Source organism: Sphingomonas sp. AOB5, assembly GCF_029433115.1.
Lineage (GTDB): Bacteria > Pseudomonadota > Alphaproteobacteria > Sphingomonadales > Sphingomonadaceae > Sphingomonas.
The window spans coordinates 18,088-33,729 of record NZ_JARNTV010000001.1; the positions used below are offsets into that span (position 1 = coordinate 18,088).

A 15,642-nucleotide genomic window follows, 5' to 3' on the forward strand; every position below is an offset into this window, starting at 1 on the left:
TGCTCCGTTCGGCAACGAAGTCGAGTTCATTCTCGGTCATCGATCCGCAGGCCATAACGGGTGTCATGTTTGGCTGAAGACGGTAGCTTCACCCGATGGAGGATGCGTCTCGATTCTCGACTCAGCTGTCGATGAATTTCCAGACCGAAGGGCAGCCTACAGAATGACCCATCCCGTCACACCCGATGGCCGCTACTTCGTCGTACGCGGCAGGCTGTGGCGGACGTCCAATCCTGCATTGGGCAACGTTCAACGGCAGGCACTGGTCAATGCGCTGATGGATGCGCGCCGTGCGGTCGGCGCGGCGAAACGGCGCAGTGACGAACGTGCCGAGAAGGCAGCGAGAGCGGCGGTCGATGCCGCCAAGGTGGCGCTCGGCGAACGTGGTCCGGTTTGGTGGAATGATGGCGCGCCGGACTATAACCAGTATATGGCGCGGAACACGCCCTACGCTGGCTGGTTCGCGGACCTTACCTGACGGCAGCTACGTGCGCGTGCGCAACGCGCTGCTGGGATGTGCAGCGCGAAGCAACCGCCGAATACCGGGGCCCGATGATATCCGTACCTTAGCGTCCCGCTGTTGAATCGCCGCTGGTTGCGGCCAGTATAACCGCAATCGCTTCGTCTGGCTGATCCCACATTGGAAAATGTCCGCAGGCTTCGAACCAGTGCAGGTCGGCGGAGGGAAAAGCGAGTTTTGCCCGCGCTGCCTGCCTCGGTAGGCATAGCCGGTCATGGCGGCCCCAACCTATCACAATGCGACGCGTGGGATCGGCAGCCGGACCCGTTTGCTCAGGCCCGTTCGCAAGGTCATGGACCAAAGCATCGAACGTCGGGGTCTTACTCAGGCTTACCAGATCCGTCTCAACGACCTTTGGATCAAGTGCCCAGGGGCGCGCAGATAGCTGCACCAGCAATGCAGTGCGCGATGCGGCGTTCTTGCTCAACGACGGCAGGAACGGTCGGATTGCCCGAAGCAACCGCCCCGAAACGCCGATGGTGCTCTTAAAGAATGTGCGTTCCCAACCGCGCCAAAAGCCGCCCGGATCAAGTGCTACGACGTTGCCGACACGGCCACGCCGTGCAAGTTCCAGCACGATCCGGGCACCCATTGAGCTTCCGACAACGTCAATTCCGTCCAAGCCGTTGTCGGCGATGTAGCGGTCGACGCTGCCGACGAGGCCATCGAAGGTCCCGCTATCCTGTTCGGCCGGGGTAGCGCCGTGACCGGGAAGGTCGATGGCGATCACCGTCCGTTCAGCGCTGAGCGCACCTATGATCGTGCTCCACGATCGCCAGCTTCCGCCGAGACCGTGGATAAGGAGCAGCTTGCGGCCGGCGCCGCGTTGGACCTCGTTCATTCAAATGCTCCGAGTGGTCGGTGCTGAACGATCCAGATCGGCTTTCGGGGCCGGTTCGGGTGGCTTCCTTACTCCGCCGACTTTTTTGGCATTTAGCCGCTGGAGCGGAAACGAAACCTTGGGGCAAGGGGATGAAATTGCGCTGGCCATCCCCACTTAGGGCATTCAATCAAAACGGAAATATCGCGAGGTTCCATGGCCAATGGATGGGCGCCGGATGGCGCGGTTCAGGACCAGATCGATGACAGCATCGCGGATGCGGTGCTGGAGGCGCGTGCCCGAATGCCCAGCGGCGAAAGCCTGGAAGAGTGCGAGGCGTGCGGGGAGGATATCCCCGAGCGACGACGGCAGGCGTTGCCGGGCGTTCGCACCTGCATCGCCTGTCAGAGCGGGCGCGACGCCCGGCGCGTCATTGGCGGGATAAACCGGCGCGGAAGCAAGGACAGCCAGCTGCGATGATGCCTGCGATCGCCACGCCAGACTTGTTCGGTTCGACCGCCATCCCAGGCCTTGCCGCCGGCGCTGACGTGCTGGGCGTGGACGAGGAAGCCGAGCTGATCGCCCGGATCGACGCGGAGCCGCTGTCCCCGTTTCGCTTCCAGGGTTGGCTGGGCAAGCGGCTCACGCGGTCGTTTGGCTGGGCCTATGATTTCGATAATGGCAGTTTCGCCGAGACCGATCCGATCCCCCGCTGGCTGGAAGCGGTGCGTAGCAAGGCGGCTACGTTCGCGGGACTGGCGCCTGGCGACCTCGTCCAGACGCTGCTGATTAGATACGACCCGGGCGCGGGCATTGGCTGGCACAAGGACCGACCGGTGTTCGAGCAAGTGGTGGGCATCTCGCTCGGTAATGCCGCGATGATGCGATTCAGGCGTCGCGGCGCGAACGGGTTCGATCGCGTCGCAATCCCCTTATTGCCACGATCCCTCTATCACCTTTCCGGGGAGGCTCGGCACGACTGGGAGCACAGCATCGCGCCAATGGACGTGCCGCGCTGGTCGATCACCTTTCGGAGCCTGAAACGTCAGGCGGGCGCGGGCTGAAAATCCCCAAGGCCAGCGGTGCTGCCTTCGCCGCGCGAATAGGTCCCGACCAGCACGCCCGCGCCAAGCACGCGCCCTCTGATCGCATCTATGAAATCACCGCGGCCGGGATTGGCACTCAGCACCGGCGCCTCCCTTAGCGCGAAAAGCTGAAACACATAGTCATGCGCGCCGTGCCCGGTCGGCGGATCGGGCGGCAGCCAGCCCTCGGCGAAGAAGCTGTTGCGCCCGACATCGCGGCCGTCCGCGTGGCCCTCGCCGTCTCGCACGATCGCACCTTCGGCAATCCGGCGCTCGTCGGTGGGGATGCCCCAGACCAAGGCATGGACCAGTGGCCGGGGGGCGGGCGCGTCGGGATCTTCGACGATCAAGGCGAGCGACCGGGTGCCGGTTGGCATCCCGCCCCAAACCAGCGGCGGGGAGACGCCATCCCCGTCCGCGGTGAATCGCTCAGGCAGTCGAGCGCCGTTTGCGAAGGCCGGGCTGCTCAGGTCGAAACGCGTAGCACCTGCCGCGATATCTGGATCTGCAACGATTAGCTTGGCATGGCCGGCTCGGATATTCCGCAACAGACTGCCAAGCCATTCGGGCACGTGTTCGAGCATATCGACTATTTCATCGTGGCGTTTGGGTTGTCGGGGCCGCGATAGGCCTTGTCACTCTGACCGCCATCAAAGCCTTTGGGCTCCTTGCCGCTATGCGGGTTCGGATAGGCGCCGCCAGAGCCTTCGCCCTCCGACGCGGGATTGGCAACGCCGTCATCGCGCTGCTTCGTACCACCGCCATCGGCCTGCATCGGTTGCTTGTCAGTCATCGCCATTCTCCTGCCGCATCAGAACATCTGGCCATGCACCCCGTTCCGCTCCCGCCGCCGATCAGCGACCAATCAAATATTGTTGCAGTGCAGCAACTTAGCCCGTCAGGCCCGCGTTGATAGCCTTCGGCCAAGTTTCCGGCCGCGAAGGAATGTTCATGCGCCGTCTGTCAAAATCTATCGCCCGGCTTTCCGCATTTCGGAGCAAATCATCCGACGCAGCCGCACCGCGGACAGGGTCGCTAAAGGCACTAAGCGACTTCGGCACAAACCCGGGTAATCTCAAAGCATGGTTCCATATGCCGGCGCGTCGTCGCGAACCTCAGGCAATGGTCGTGGTGCTCCATGGCTGCACGCAGAATGCCCATGGCTATGACGAAGGCTCGGGTTGGACGCAGCTCGCCAACGAACTCGGCTTCGCGGTCCTTTATCCGGAGCAAACCCGGTCCAACAATTTTAACCTGTGCTTCAACTGGTACGAACCTTCCAACAGCCGCCGTGGCGGCGGCGAGCCGCTGTCGATCGTCCAGATGGTGGAGCATATGGTCCAGCTTTATCAACTCGACCCGTCGCGCGTGTTCATCACCGGGCTGTCCGCAGGCGGAGCAATGACGTCGGTGATGCTCGCGACCTACCCGGAAGTGTTCGCGGGCGGCGCGATCGTCGCCGGCTTGCCCTATGGGACCGCCTCCTCGATTCCGCAGGCGCTCGAGCGGATGCGGGGGCATGGCGGGCCCAGCACGGCGATCCTCGCAGATGCCGTCCTGAATGCGTCTCCCGGCGTCGCGAAGCGCCCCACCATCTCTCTGTGGCACGGAACGGCGGATCATGTGGTCACCCCGGCCAATGCAGACGCGAGCCTGGCGCAATGGCAGGCGGTGCATGGCCTACTGGGCCCGGCCGACACCACCGACGCGGTGGCAGGACATGAACGCCGCACTTGGCGTGACGCTGATGGCGCGATCATGATCGAGGACTATCGCATATCCGGCATGGGCCATGGCACACCGCTTTCGGCAACTGGACCCGACGCCTGTGGCAAAGCTGGCCCGCACATGCTGGAAGCAGGCATTTCCTCGACGCGGCGGCTTGCCGATTTCTGGGGACTGGCAACCGCGCCCGCGCGTTCGGGCGCTAGCGCGCAGCCAGTGATCAAGGGGGATCGAGACATTCGCCTTCCCTGGGCGGAGAAGGCCCATGCGAAGCATCGTGCAAATCCCGTCGCAGATCGGGCTCCCCCAGCAGCCTCCGTGGGAAAGGTTATCGAGGACGCACTGCGCGCCGCCGGTCTGATGCGATAAGCGGATGAGGCCGGCGCGGTTATTGCGGCTCGGGGTTCAGATACAGATAGGTCGGGTTAAAATCGGCCAGCGCTTCCAGCGCTGCGGCATCGTGCAGCACTGCCTCCCCACCGCGAACCTCGGCGATCCCGCGTTCGCGAAGTTCCTTTAGCATGCGATTGACATGAACCGGGGTCAGGCCGGTCGCTTCGGAGAGTTCGAGCTGAGTCAGTGGAAACGCAAACCAGTTTCCGTGCGTCATGCCTATGAGCTTCAGGCGGGCGTGCATCTCGCAAAGGATATGAGCGATTCTGCCGATCGCGGTACGCCGGCCGAGACACAATTCCCATTCACGGTGAATCGCCGCGTCCATATTCGTCGCAAACCAGTAGAGGCGCGTTAGATGCGTGTGGCTTTCGCACATGGCGAGAAGGCGGTCATGGGGGACGACGCCGATCCGGCACCGCGTCAGCGCCATGATATTATGATCCAGCTGCTTTAGCGTGAAGCTGTGCAGATCGACAAAATCGCCGGGAATGTGCAACGCGGTAATCTGGCGCTGGCCGTTGCTCAGGTCCTTGTACCGGCACATCCACCCGTCCAGCAGCATTGTGGAGGTGGCCAATCTCTGCTCGGCGCGGATGATGGTCGTCTTGGCGGGGACAACGCGCGTCTCGGAGATCAGGCCGCGCACGACGCGTTCCTCATCTGCCGAGACGGTGTCTCGGGCGCGCAATTTCATCAGATGCTTATCGAGCATAGGCCTCACCGAAAGATCCGGATCCCGAGCCCGGTGATGCATTGCCAACAAGCGGTATCATCCAGAGGTTCCGCTATCCTCGATCCGGCGCTCATAAGCATCGGCAAGCTGCCGATGCACTTTTTGCACCGCGGCGTTGCCCGTACGCTCTGCGCGCTCGCGTTCCTGCCGAGCGCGGCGCTCGTAATATTCGCCATCCTGTTCAGTGGTCATTGCTTTGCCCTCCTCCGACCCAACGAAACCGGCCTAGGCGCAAAGCGCTTCCCAACAATTATAATGGGTTATGTCGATGCCACGCGCTGACGGCGGAAAATTCCGTCGATTCAGTCGCGAACCGCAATCGCTTCGCCGACGGTGATCAGGGCCACCTCACCAGACTCGTCGCGGATCACTAATTTGTGACTGAGGATCAAGTGACCATGCTCCTGAACCGAATGCGCCGCGAGGGCGCGGATCTGAAGTATCGCTGCATCACGAGCCGCAGCAAGGTCAGGGAACTCCCAAGCCTCCTCCCCAATCGTGACAACGTCATTGTAGAGATCGAAATAATAGCTCGCCATGCCGTTTTAATGAGCGGGTGGGAAACGGGTTGCATGACCTGATCCACTATATGTCGAATTCACCGGCTGCGGAGCGACCGTCAGCAGACCCGCGTGAATACGTCCTCGCGCGGTGAAGCCCGGAGCAGATGATCGCGGAACTGATCGAGTGCGACGTCCAGCGAAGGCATTTGCGTACCATGCGCCGTCGCAAGCGCGGCGTGGCGCGGCCGTTCGGCCACCCACCCAAGGTCCTCGGCCAACGCCCGATCGAGCAACCCTCGCGGCAGACCGCAACGGTCAGCAATCCGCTCAGCAAAGTCGTACCACGATAGCGCTGTGCCGCCAGCGACGTGCCGGAGGCCGCTTGCACCATCGATCAGCAGGTCGAGCACAGAGTCGCACAGATGCGGGACAAAGGTGGGTGAGACAATGTGCTGGTCCGAAGCCGCGAAACGCTCGCCGGCGAGGAGGCGCGTGGCGACCTGCATCGCGAAATTATGGGCGTCCAGTGGCGAGAAGAATGCGGCTGTCCGGATCACCAGATGCGAGCCCGCGAGTTCCAGTATCAACCGGTCCGCAAGCGCCTTGCTCGCGCCATAGACTCCGAGCGGCGCGGGCGGATCACCTTCGAGATAGGGCGACTGTTTCGCACCGTCGAACACCAGGTCGCTCGAGAAGCTGACCGTCGATATCTCGCGGTCATCGCAGTGGCGGGCAAGATCGACCGCACCCTTCAGGTTCGCGGCGCTGCATCCCTGCGGGTCGCGCTCCGCGTCATCAACCCGCACCCACCCAGCGGCATTGATCACGGCCCATGGCCGATGCCTATCCAGCGCAGCGGCAATTGTCGCACCATCAGTGAGATCGAGAGCACTGCGATCCAGCAGGACATGGCCGATGTCCCGGTGCGCACATGCTCGCGCCAGCGCCTGCCCGAGGGTGCCCGTCGCGCCGCAGATCATCAGCGGCCGATCCCCATTCGCGCGCCAATCCGGCGCCGGAGAGGTATCGGTCAACGGGGCCGTTCGTGGCACGGGTGCATAGAGAAGGCGGATCGGGCGTCGCCACCATCCCCTGCCCTGTGCCACCGGATGCTGATTCTCTGGGCGATCGATGTCCGACAGCATCGATGCCAGGGCCGTCGGCTGCGGCGTTCCGCTTCGCGTATCGAAGGCTCCCGCCTCGTAATGCCCCCGGTCCGTCAGCAGCGTGTTCCAGCCTTGGCTCCCGAGCAGGGCCCAGCTGGTAACGGCTCGGATATCCACACCTTCTTTGCGAAGCTTCTGCGCTGTCCGCCAGGCCTCGCCCATCCACCGCATCTGCTCCTCCCGCGAGCAGCCGTTGTGAACCTCGGTAATCGCCAGCGGGATGCCATAGCGTTGCCACGCCTCGTGAAGGACGCCGGCAAGGCCGGGGGGCGCAGGGTCGAGCACCCGCACAGCCTCGATATCCGCATAACGCTGCTCGGCATTGCCGCCGATCGCATGCGCCGGATAACGGCGTATGCGGTGATCGAGAAAGCGGTCGCTGGTCAGGTAATGGTTCACGCCGATCAGGTCCGGCGGGCATGGATCGTTGGCGATCACAGCCAGCCGCGAGCCCAACCCAAAGCCCGTCAGCCGATCCCACATCGGATGCTCGGGAACCACGCGCCCGCATAGCAGGTCCCAGCTCATCCATCGCCGCACATTGTCGAACCCGGCCTGATGCCGCAGCGGTACGGTTGCCCAGCTGCGTCCCAGATCCTCGGTCTGGATCAGCCGGGCGGCGGGGTTGATGCGGCGGATTGCGCGCATCGACAGGCGGATGCCGTCGATCTGGTTGAGCAGCGCCTGCCAGAAGGCGCGCTCGTCGCGAGCATGCGGATACCAATGCCCATAGAGCGCCGAAAAGCGCGCCGTGGTCAGCGGCTCATTCACGGGCGTCCAATCATCTATCCACGGATAGCGCGCCGCGACCGCGCCGGCGAAATCAGACAGCTTTGCAGCAAAGCGGTCGTCGAGCAGGTGGGTGTAATGCGGGCCGCTGCCATGATGCACGAGGCCCGCAATCGGCCGCACGCCAGATGCTCCCAGCTCCGCGAGCCGCGCATCGGTCGCGCGCCAGTCGAAAATCCCCTCGCCGTCCGGAGAAATCCGTTCCCACAAGAGAGGGTAGCGCAGTGCCTTGATCCCAAGGCGGGCGAACAGCGCGAGGTCACCGGGCCGCGCATCGTGTCCGCTTACCACCGACTGATCGGTGAACCGGTCCTGGACACGGTTGACCGTACATTCGTGCCCACCCCAGAGCTCGAGCGCATGAGTCCCAAATTCAGGATCAGCCAAGGACGTAAATAATAGCCTTCACGCTACTTGCCGCAGATCGAAAACCTGCGCCGCTTCCGATGTCGCCGAAAATTCATGGGCAAAGCATAACCCAGATTATGCTGGGGAAATTATTGATATCCTAAAGGATTTTAGCGGAACGTCCGCTCGGCAATAGAGTTCACCCTCCGGGCGACTTTCTTTTGTCGACTTCCACTATCTAAGGATTTTGCATGGGCCGAGTAATGGCCTTCGGCGACGCGCCGGAGAGTGATGACGTGCGTTCAGGCGACGTCGGCCAGCGGACGTTGCTCTGCTTCAGCCATCTTCGCTGGGCATTCGTGTTCCAGCGGCCCCAGCACCTGATGAGCCGCTTCGCGAAGACCGGCGAGGTCGTGTATTGGGAGGAGCCGCTCTATCTAGCCCAAGGCGAGCAGCCGAGGCTGGAAACCCGGAGCTGTCCGGTGACCGGGGTAATTATTGCAATCCCCCAACTCCCGCCGGACGAATCTCAGGCAACCGAGCACGCCATGCTCCGCCGCCTGCTCGACACCTATCTGCTGAACGTGAAGCATCCGGTGACGCGCTGGTACTACACGCCGATGATGCTGCCCTTTTCGGAGCATGTCGAAGCGAGCTGCGTCGTCTATGATTGCATGGACGAGCTGGCCAATTTCCTCGGCGCCCCACCGGAGTTGCTGCCGCTCGAAACCCGGTTGTTCGACCAGGCCGATCTGGTCTTCACCGGCGGCTACAGCCTCTACGAAGCGAAGCGCGCCCGGCATGGCAACATCCATCCTTTCCCGTCCAGCGTCGATGTCGCGCATTTTACGGCGGCGCGCACGCACGCCTTTGATCCCGACGATCAGGCCCACCTGCCGCGGCCTCGCCTCGGCTTCTATGGCGTGGTGGACGAGCGCATGAATCTGGCCTTGCTGGCGCACCTTGCCGACGCCCGCCCGCACTGGTCGGTGATGATCGTCGGCCCGGTCGTGAAGATCAACCCGGCCGACCTGCCGCAGCGGCCAAACCTCCATTATCTCGGCGGCAAGACGTACGACAAACTGCCTGCCTATCTCGGCGCGTGGGACGTGGCGCTGATGCCGTTCGCAATCAATGATTCCACCCGATTCATCAGCCCGACGAAGACCCCCGAATATCTCGCCGCCGGAAGGCCCGTCGTATCAACCCCGATCACCGACGTCGTCCGCCACTATGGCAAGGTCGGTGGTGTGCAGATCGCGGATACGCCCGAAGCCTTTGTCGCAGCCTGCGATGCGGCGCTCGAACTCGCGCACGGTCCGAGCGGATGGCTCGAAGAGGTCGATGGTCTGCTGGCCCGCATGTCATGGGACCGGACTTTCCGGGAAATGGACGAGCTGATCGCGCTGGCGATTCGAACGGCCGAACAGGTGCACCCGGTCGTGTCCCCGACGAGCTGGCCCGCCGAGCGGCCGCAGCGGTACGATGTGATGGTTGTGGGTGCCGGCTTTGCCGGTGCGGTCATGGCCGAGCGACTGGCCAATGACGGCGGCAAGCGCGTGCTGGTGGTCGATCGCAGGCCGCATGTCGCCGGCAATGCGTTCGACCGCCTCGACGATGCGGGCGTGCTGATCCACCAATATGGCCCGCACATCTTCCACACCAATTCGAGCGATATCGTCGACTATCTGTCGCGCTTCACCGAGTGGCGCCCGTACGAACATCGGGTGCTCGCGGACATCGACGGGCTGCGCGTGCCGATGCCGATCAACCGCACGACGCTCAATCTGCTCTACGGGCTTGACCTCACCACCGACGAGGAAGCCGAAGCATTCCTAGCCAGCCGCGCCGAGCCGGTCGAACCGGTGGTCACGTCCGCCGATGTGGTGATTTCAAAGGTCGGACGCGAACTCTACGAGACCTTCTTCCAGGGGTATACGCGCAAGCAATGGGGCATGGACCCGAGCGAACTCGACAAGTCGGTGACGGCGCGTGTGCCGACGCGGACGTCGGAGGACGACCGCTACTTCACCGATAGTTTTCAAGCGATGCCGCTCGAGGGCTATACGCGGATGTTCGAGCGCATGCTCGACCATCCCAATATCGACCTGCTGCTCGGCGTCGATTTCGAGGAAGCGCGCGACGCCTATCCGCACGATCACCTCGTCTTCACCGGTCCGATCGACGAATATTTCGGGCACCGGTACGGCAAGCTGCCCTATCGCAGTCTCGAATTCCGGCACGAAACGGTGGATCGCGAGTGGTTCCAGCCCGTGGCGGTGGTCAACTTCCCATCCGAGGACGTGCCGCACACGCGGATCACCGAGTACAAGCATCTCACCGGTCAAACCGCGCCACGCACCAGCCTGACCTACGAAATACCAAGCGCGACCGGCGACCCCTATTATCCGATCCCGCGGCCTGAAAATCAGGCGCTTTTCAAACGCTACGAAGCGCTGGCGCTGGCCGCGCGTGACGTAACCTTCGTGGGGCGGCTCGCAACGTACCGGTACTACAACATGGACCAGGTCGTGGGCCAGGCGCTCGCCACTTACCGGCGCATGTCGGCGGCATTCGCCAAGCACGACCTTGGCGACATGGCCGCTCCCCAACTGGAACCGAAGCTGGCCGTCAGCGCCGCCTGACCCGCGCGTCCCAACTCACGTCTTTCCGAGGAACTTATCATGGCCAAGAAGCCCGCGCCCAAATCCAAAGCCAAGCTGACGCCTCCCGACATCGCAGGTGCCGATATCGGAGGGGAATCGCCGCAAAAGGCATCCCCCGTCCCGGCCGATGCCAATATCTCCTTCGCGTTCGGCGAGCCCCAGGCCGATGGCGGCGAGACGCATCAGGTCGCGGGCGGCGATGTCGCAACACTGACCACGCAGCAGGGTGCGCCGGTCGCCGACGACCAGAACACGCTGAAACAGGGCGCGCGCGGTCCAGCACTCCTCGAGGATTTCCATTTCCGGGAGAAAATCTTTCACTTCGATCATGAGCGCATCCCCGAGCGCGTCGTCCACGCCCGCGGCTATGGCGCGCACGGCTTTTTCGAGCTCACCGACAGCCTGGCGGATGTGACGCGCGCAGACATTTTTCAGCGCGTCGGCGAGCGGACCCCGGCGTTCGTCCGCTTCTCGACCGTCGCCGGCTCGAAGGGGTCGTTCGATCTGGCCCGCGACGTCCGTGGCTTCGCGGTCAAGCTCTATACGAATGAAGGCAACTGGGATCTTGTTGGCAACAACATACCGGTTTTCTTCATCCAGGACGCGATCAAATTCCCTGACCTTGTCCATTCGGCCAAGCCGGAACCCGACCGCAACTTTCCCCAAGCGCAGACTGCGCACGACAATTTCTGGGACTTCATCAGCCTCACCCCGGAAAGCTTCCACATGATCATGTGGACCATGTCGGACCGCGCGATCCCGCGCTCGTTCCGCACGATGGAAGGCTTTGGCGTCCACACCTTCCGGCTGGTCGACGCGAAGGGCAAGTCGACCTTCGTTAAGTTTCATTGGAAACCGAAGCAGGGCCTGCAGTCGGTCGTCTGGAACGAAGCGGTCAAGATCAACGGCGCGGACCCCGACTTCCATCGCCGCGACCTATGGGATGCGATCAACGGCGGGGACTTCCCTGAATGGGAGCTGGGCGTACAGTTGTTCGACGACGCCTTCGCCGACAGCTTCGACTTCGACGTGCTCGACGCGACGAAGATCATCCCCGAGGAACTGGTGCCCGTCCGCGTCGTCGGCCGGCTGGTGCTCGACCGCGTGGTCGACAATTTCTTCGCCGAGACCGAGCAGGTTGCGTTCTGCACCCAAAATATCGTGCCGGGCATCGACTTCTCGAACGATCCGCTGCTCGCGGGCCGCAACTTCTCCTACCTCGACACCCAGATCAAACGGCTGGGCGGACCCAATTTCACGCACATCCCGATCAATGCGCCGAAATGCCCGATGGCCCATTTCCAGCAGGACGGGCACATGGCGATGCGCAATCCCAAGGGCCGGGTGAACTACGAGCCCAACAGCTGGGGACCGACGATCGGCGGCCCGCGCGAAGATCCGGTGCATGGCTTTACCAGCTTCCCCGATGTCGCCGACGGCCCCAAGCAGCGGGTGCGCTCGGAAAGCTTCGCCGACCATTATAGCCAGGCACGGCAGTTCTTCGTCAGCCAGACCCCGATCGAGCAAAAGCATATTGGCGATGCACTGGTGTTCGAGTTGAGCAAGGTCGAGCGTCCCGACATCCGCTCGCGGACGGTCTCGCACCTCCTCAACATCGACGAGAATCTTGCAGTAGCGGTCGCCGACGGGCTCGGACTCGCCATTCCCGATGCAGCGGTCGCGGCGCGCAAGCCGATCACCGACCTGCCGCCATCCGACCCGCTCAGCATCATCAAGAATGGCCCCGAGAGCTTCAAGGGCCGGAAGCTCGGCATTCTGCTGAGCAATGACGCCGATGCTGCCTTGTTCAAGGCGCTGCTCAAGGCAGTCGATGCCGAAGGTGCGGTATATGAAGTCGTCGCCCCCAAGATCGGCGGCGTGACGCTGTCCGACGGCACGAAGGTCGCCGCGAAGCACAAGATCGATGGCGGCCCCTCCGTCCTGTTCGATGCCGTCGCTATCCTCGTCTCAGACGAGGGCGCGTCCCTGCTCTCGCTCGATGCTGCCGCTAAGGACTTTGCGACCGATGCGTTCGCGCATTGCAAGTTCATCGGCATCAGCGCGGAGGCCGAGGCGCTCTTCGTCGCCGCAGGAATCGCCGACGATCTCGATCAGGCCTGCCTGCCCCTCAGCAAGGCGGCCGACGCAAGGACCTTCATCGAAGCGTGCCGTGCGCTGCGGTTCTGGCCGCGCGAACTGACGGTCGATCTGGACGCCGCCAACGGCGAATGAAGGGATCAAGGAGCGGGAGGTCGCGATGCGCCGGATTCTGAGAGACAATGGTCTGACCATCGTCCTCCTGCTCCTGTTCGCCTTCAGTATCTGCGGCCAGTGGCTCACCGGCTGGCGCGTCGCAGTCGAGGATGCGATCCGGCACGGGAAGGCTGCAATGTCGCTCGCCGGCTATACGATCAGTCCCGAATTCCTCTCCTCGGTTTTCGAGAATTGGGAAAGCGAGTTTCTCCAGACGGGCGCCTATGTCGTCCTGACGGCGACGCTCTTCCAGCGCGGCTCGTCGGAGTCCAACGATCCGGACGATACCGAGCCCCGCGACGCGGATCTAGCGGCGCAGGCCGAAAAGCCCGGCGCACCTGTAATTCTGCGCAAAGGCCCCTTCTGGCGCGCACTCTATGCACGCTCACTGGGAATCGCACTGGCGCTCCTGTTCGCCGCCTCCTTCGTCCTACACTGGACTCAGAGCGCGCGTGCGGCGGCCGCGGAAGCGCGCGAGCATGGCGAGCCGGCGGTGGACACGCTGGCCTATCTGCTCGACCCCCAGCTCTGGTTCGAATCCTTCCAGAACTGGCAGAGCGAATTCCTGTCGACCGCGATCCTCGTCGTTCTCTCCATCTATCTTCGGCAGCGGGAATCCCCTGAATCCAAGCCGGTCGCGGCACCTCATTCCAGCACCGGCACCTAAGCGCTCAGGGAACGAGTCACGTCCAGCGCGAGTCTAGCCTTGATGTCCAGCATGCGAACGACAAGTCCCGCGCAATCCTCCCCGAGAAAGGGGAAGAGGCTTGCGCTCCCGCCCTTTCGGCCGGTCCAGCTTGCGACTCTCGTCGACAGCGTGCCGACCGGCGACCGTTGGCTCCACGAGATGAAATATGACGGCTATCGGCTCGAGGTCGCGGTCGGCGCCGGCGAGGCTCGCGCCTATACGCGCTCGGGCCTCGACTGGTCCGACAGGTTCACGGGCATCGTCGCCGCCGCGGCCGCGCTCGATGTCCGCTCGGCGCTGCTCGACGGCGAAGCGGTGGTCATGGACATGCACGGCCGGTCGCGCTTCCAGGCTTTGCAGGGAGCGCTCAAGGGCGCGCCCGATACGATCGACTTTTTCGCGTTCGACCTGCTCGAACTGGACGGCGAAGACCTGACAGGTCGTCCGCTTGCCGAACGCAAGGCGAGGCTCCGCGATATCCTGCCCGACGGGAATCCGCGCCTGCGCTATTCCGAGCATATCGTCGGTAGCGGCGAAAAGCTGCTGCACAGCTTTTGCGAAGCGAGTCTCGAAGGCGTCATCTCGAAGCGCGCCGATGCCCGCTATATCGGTTCACGCTCGGGCGGCTGGCTCAAGACCAAATGCATCAAACGCCAGGAATTCGTCGTGGTCGGCTGGACTCCTTCGGACAAGTCCCGCGCCTTCCGCTCGCTGATCCTCGCCATCCATGACAAGGGCAAGCTCCGCTATGCTGGTAAGGTCGGGACCGGCTTCGCCAATGACGAGATATTCCGCCTGATGGAAATCATGGCTCCGCTCGAGCGCAAGGAGCCAACCGTCGAGGCACCGCGCGCGGAGGTGCGCGGCGCGCACTGGCTAAGCCCGACGCTCGTCGCCGAGATCGCCTATACCGAGATGACCAACGAGGGGACGCTCCGGCACCCCAGCTATCTTGGACTCCGCGAGGACAAGAAGGCCGAGGCAGTCGTGCTGGAAACCGAGGCGAATGTCGCCGAGATCGCCGCCCCCGCGGTCAGCAAGGTGAAGATCAGCAACCGCGATCGGGTGATCTTTCCAGAATCCAGCATCACCAAGGGCGAATTGGCTGACTATTATGCTGCCGTCGCGCCCGTCATGCTGCCGTGGGTCGCGAGCCGGCCGATCAGCTTGGTGCGGTGCCCGCAGGGACGCGCCAAGAAATGCTTTTTCCAGAAGCACGACGCCGGGAGCTTCGGCGACGCAGTCAAGCATGTCGGCATCCTCGAGAAGGACGGACATGAGGAGCCCTACCTCTTCATCGATACCGCGGACGGCCTGGTGACCTGCGTCCAGATGGGAACGATCGAATTTCATGGCTGGGGCGCGCGGATCGAGGATGTCGAGAAGGCGGACCGGCTGGTGTTCGACCTCGATCCAGACGAGGGGCTGGATTTCGAGGCGGTCCGCAAGGCCGCGTTTCACTTCCGCGATATCCTCAAGTCGATCGGGCTCGAGACCTTCCCGATGGCGACAGGCGGAAAGGGCATCCACGTGATCGCGCCGCTGGTGCCGAAAGCCGATTGGCCGGAGGTGAAGGATTTCGCGCATCGCCTCGCCCAAGCCGTGGCCCAAAGCGATCCGGACAACTTCACGGCCGCGCTACCCAAGGCGCAGCGCAAGGGGCGGATCTTCGTCGACTATCTGCGCAACCAGCGCGGCGCGACCGCGGTGATGCCCTATTCGGTTCGCGCACGGCCGGAGGCACCGGTAGCTGCGCCGATCACTTGGAAGGAAATGGAGACGATCGACAAGCCGTCGCACTATCACATCGGCGACCCCGCTGAGCTGGTGAAACGCGCGGGCTCCAAGGCTCTAGCCGGTTGGGGCCGCGCCAATCAGGTGCTTCCCGACCTGTGACCTGAACAATCACCATGCCAGTCCGCCGCCCGGAATGACCGGGCGGCGCTCATG

The 15,642-nt window shown here is 63.3% G+C and carries 15 protein-coding genes; 8 read left to right on the forward strand and 7 right to left on the reverse strand.

The features are described from left to right. Window positions 1-163 precede the first annotated feature (163 nt). Window positions 164-478, forward strand: coding sequence for a hypothetical protein (locus P1X14_RS00115; RefSeq protein ID WP_277313261.1), 315 nt, complete (start codon window positions 164-166; stop codon window positions 476-478). Window positions 479-566: 88 nt separating this feature from the next. On the opposite strand, the gene P1X14_RS00120 is transcribed toward P1X14_RS00115, so the two are convergent. Next, window positions 567-1,361 carry an alpha/beta fold hydrolase gene (locus P1X14_RS00120; protein ID WP_277313262.1) on the reverse strand — a complete coding sequence of 265 codons (795 nt, stop codon included), beginning with the start codon at window positions 1,359-1,361 and terminating at the stop codon, window positions 567-569. Between the two features lie 195 nt (window positions 1,362-1,556). Here P1X14_RS00120 and P1X14_RS00125 point away from each other — a divergent pair, with 195 nt between their 5' ends. Together P1X14_RS00125 and P1X14_RS00130 are read left to right on the forward strand one after the other, a co-directional pair. Next, window positions 1,557-1,820, forward strand: a complete 264-nt coding sequence (locus tag P1X14_RS00125; protein ID WP_277313263.1) for a DksA/TraR family C4-type zinc finger protein — start codon at window positions 1,557-1,559, stop codon at window positions 1,818-1,820. After that, window positions 1,817-2,404, forward strand: a complete 588-nt coding sequence (locus P1X14_RS00130; protein WP_277313264.1) for an alpha-ketoglutarate-dependent dioxygenase AlkB — start codon at window positions 1,817-1,819, stop codon at window positions 2,402-2,404. The genes P1X14_RS00125 and P1X14_RS00130 overlap by 4 nt, the downstream gene beginning before the upstream one ends. Here the strand turns inward: P1X14_RS00130 and P1X14_RS00135 are convergent. Beyond that, window positions 2,386-3,009, reverse strand: a complete 624-nt coding sequence (locus P1X14_RS00135) for a YbhB/YbcL family Raf kinase inhibitor-like protein (RefSeq protein ID WP_277313265.1) — start codon at window positions 3,007-3,009, stop codon at window positions 2,386-2,388. The genes P1X14_RS00130 and P1X14_RS00135 overlap by 19 nt on opposite strands. 5 nt (window positions 3,010-3,014) lie before the next feature. Beyond that, window positions 3,015-3,218, reverse strand: coding sequence for a hypothetical protein (locus P1X14_RS00140; protein ID WP_277313266.1), 204 nt, complete (start codon window positions 3,216-3,218; stop codon window positions 3,015-3,017). A gap of 158 nt (window positions 3,219-3,376) precedes the next feature. Between P1X14_RS00140 and P1X14_RS00145 the strand changes: the two genes are divergently transcribed. After that, entirely contained in the window at window positions 3,377-4,519 is a 1,143-nt protein-coding gene (locus tag P1X14_RS00145) for a PHB depolymerase family esterase (protein ID WP_277313436.1), read from the forward strand. Between the two features lie 19 nt (window positions 4,520-4,538). On the opposite strand, the gene P1X14_RS00150 is transcribed toward P1X14_RS00145, so the two are convergent. From P1X14_RS00150 to P1X14_RS00165, 4 genes are all read right to left on the reverse strand, one after another. Then, window positions 4,539-5,258, reverse strand: a complete 720-nt coding sequence (locus P1X14_RS00150; protein ID WP_277313267.1) for a Crp/Fnr family transcriptional regulator — start codon at window positions 5,256-5,258, stop codon at window positions 4,539-4,541. Window positions 5,259-5,315: 57 nt separating this feature from the next. Next, window positions 5,316-5,471: a hypothetical protein gene (locus P1X14_RS00155; RefSeq protein WP_277313268.1), complete on the reverse strand. Its 156-nt coding sequence runs from the start codon at window positions 5,469-5,471 to the stop codon at window positions 5,316-5,318. Window positions 5,472-5,581: 110 nt separating this feature from the next. Beyond that, complete coding sequence (locus P1X14_RS00160) at window positions 5,582-5,818, reverse strand: hypothetical protein (RefSeq protein WP_277313269.1); 237 nt, start codon at window positions 5,816-5,818, stop codon at window positions 5,582-5,584. Between the two features lie 80 nt (window positions 5,819-5,898). Further along, a complete protein-coding gene (locus tag P1X14_RS00165; RefSeq protein ID WP_277313270.1) occupies window positions 5,899-8,124 on the reverse strand; it encodes a family 1 glycosylhydrolase in 2,226 nt (741 codons plus the stop codon). 257 nt (window positions 8,125-8,381) lie between these two features. Between P1X14_RS00165 and glf the strand changes: the two genes are divergently transcribed. From glf to ligD, 4 genes are read left to right on the forward strand one after another with little or no spacing between them, the layout of a single operon-like run. After that, complete coding sequence (gene glf / locus P1X14_RS00170) at window positions 8,382-10,730, forward strand: UDP-galactopyranose mutase (protein WP_277313271.1); 2,349 nt, start codon at window positions 8,382-8,384, stop codon at window positions 10,728-10,730. A 39-nt stretch (window positions 10,731-10,769) separates the two neighbouring features. Further along, entirely contained in the window at window positions 10,770-12,983 is a 2,214-nt protein-coding gene (locus tag P1X14_RS00175; RefSeq protein WP_277313272.1) for a catalase, read from the forward strand. A 25-nt stretch (window positions 12,984-13,008) separates the two neighbouring features. Next, entirely contained in the window at window positions 13,009-13,671 is a 663-nt protein-coding gene (locus P1X14_RS00180) for a DUF6766 family protein (protein ID WP_277313273.1), read from the forward strand. A 51-nt stretch (window positions 13,672-13,722) separates the two neighbouring features. Continuing rightward, complete coding sequence (gene ligD, locus P1X14_RS00185) at window positions 13,723-15,588, forward strand: DNA ligase D (RefSeq protein ID WP_277313274.1); 1,866 nt, start codon at window positions 13,723-13,725, stop codon at window positions 15,586-15,588. The last annotated feature ends 54 nt before the right edge of the window (window positions 15,589-15,642 follow it).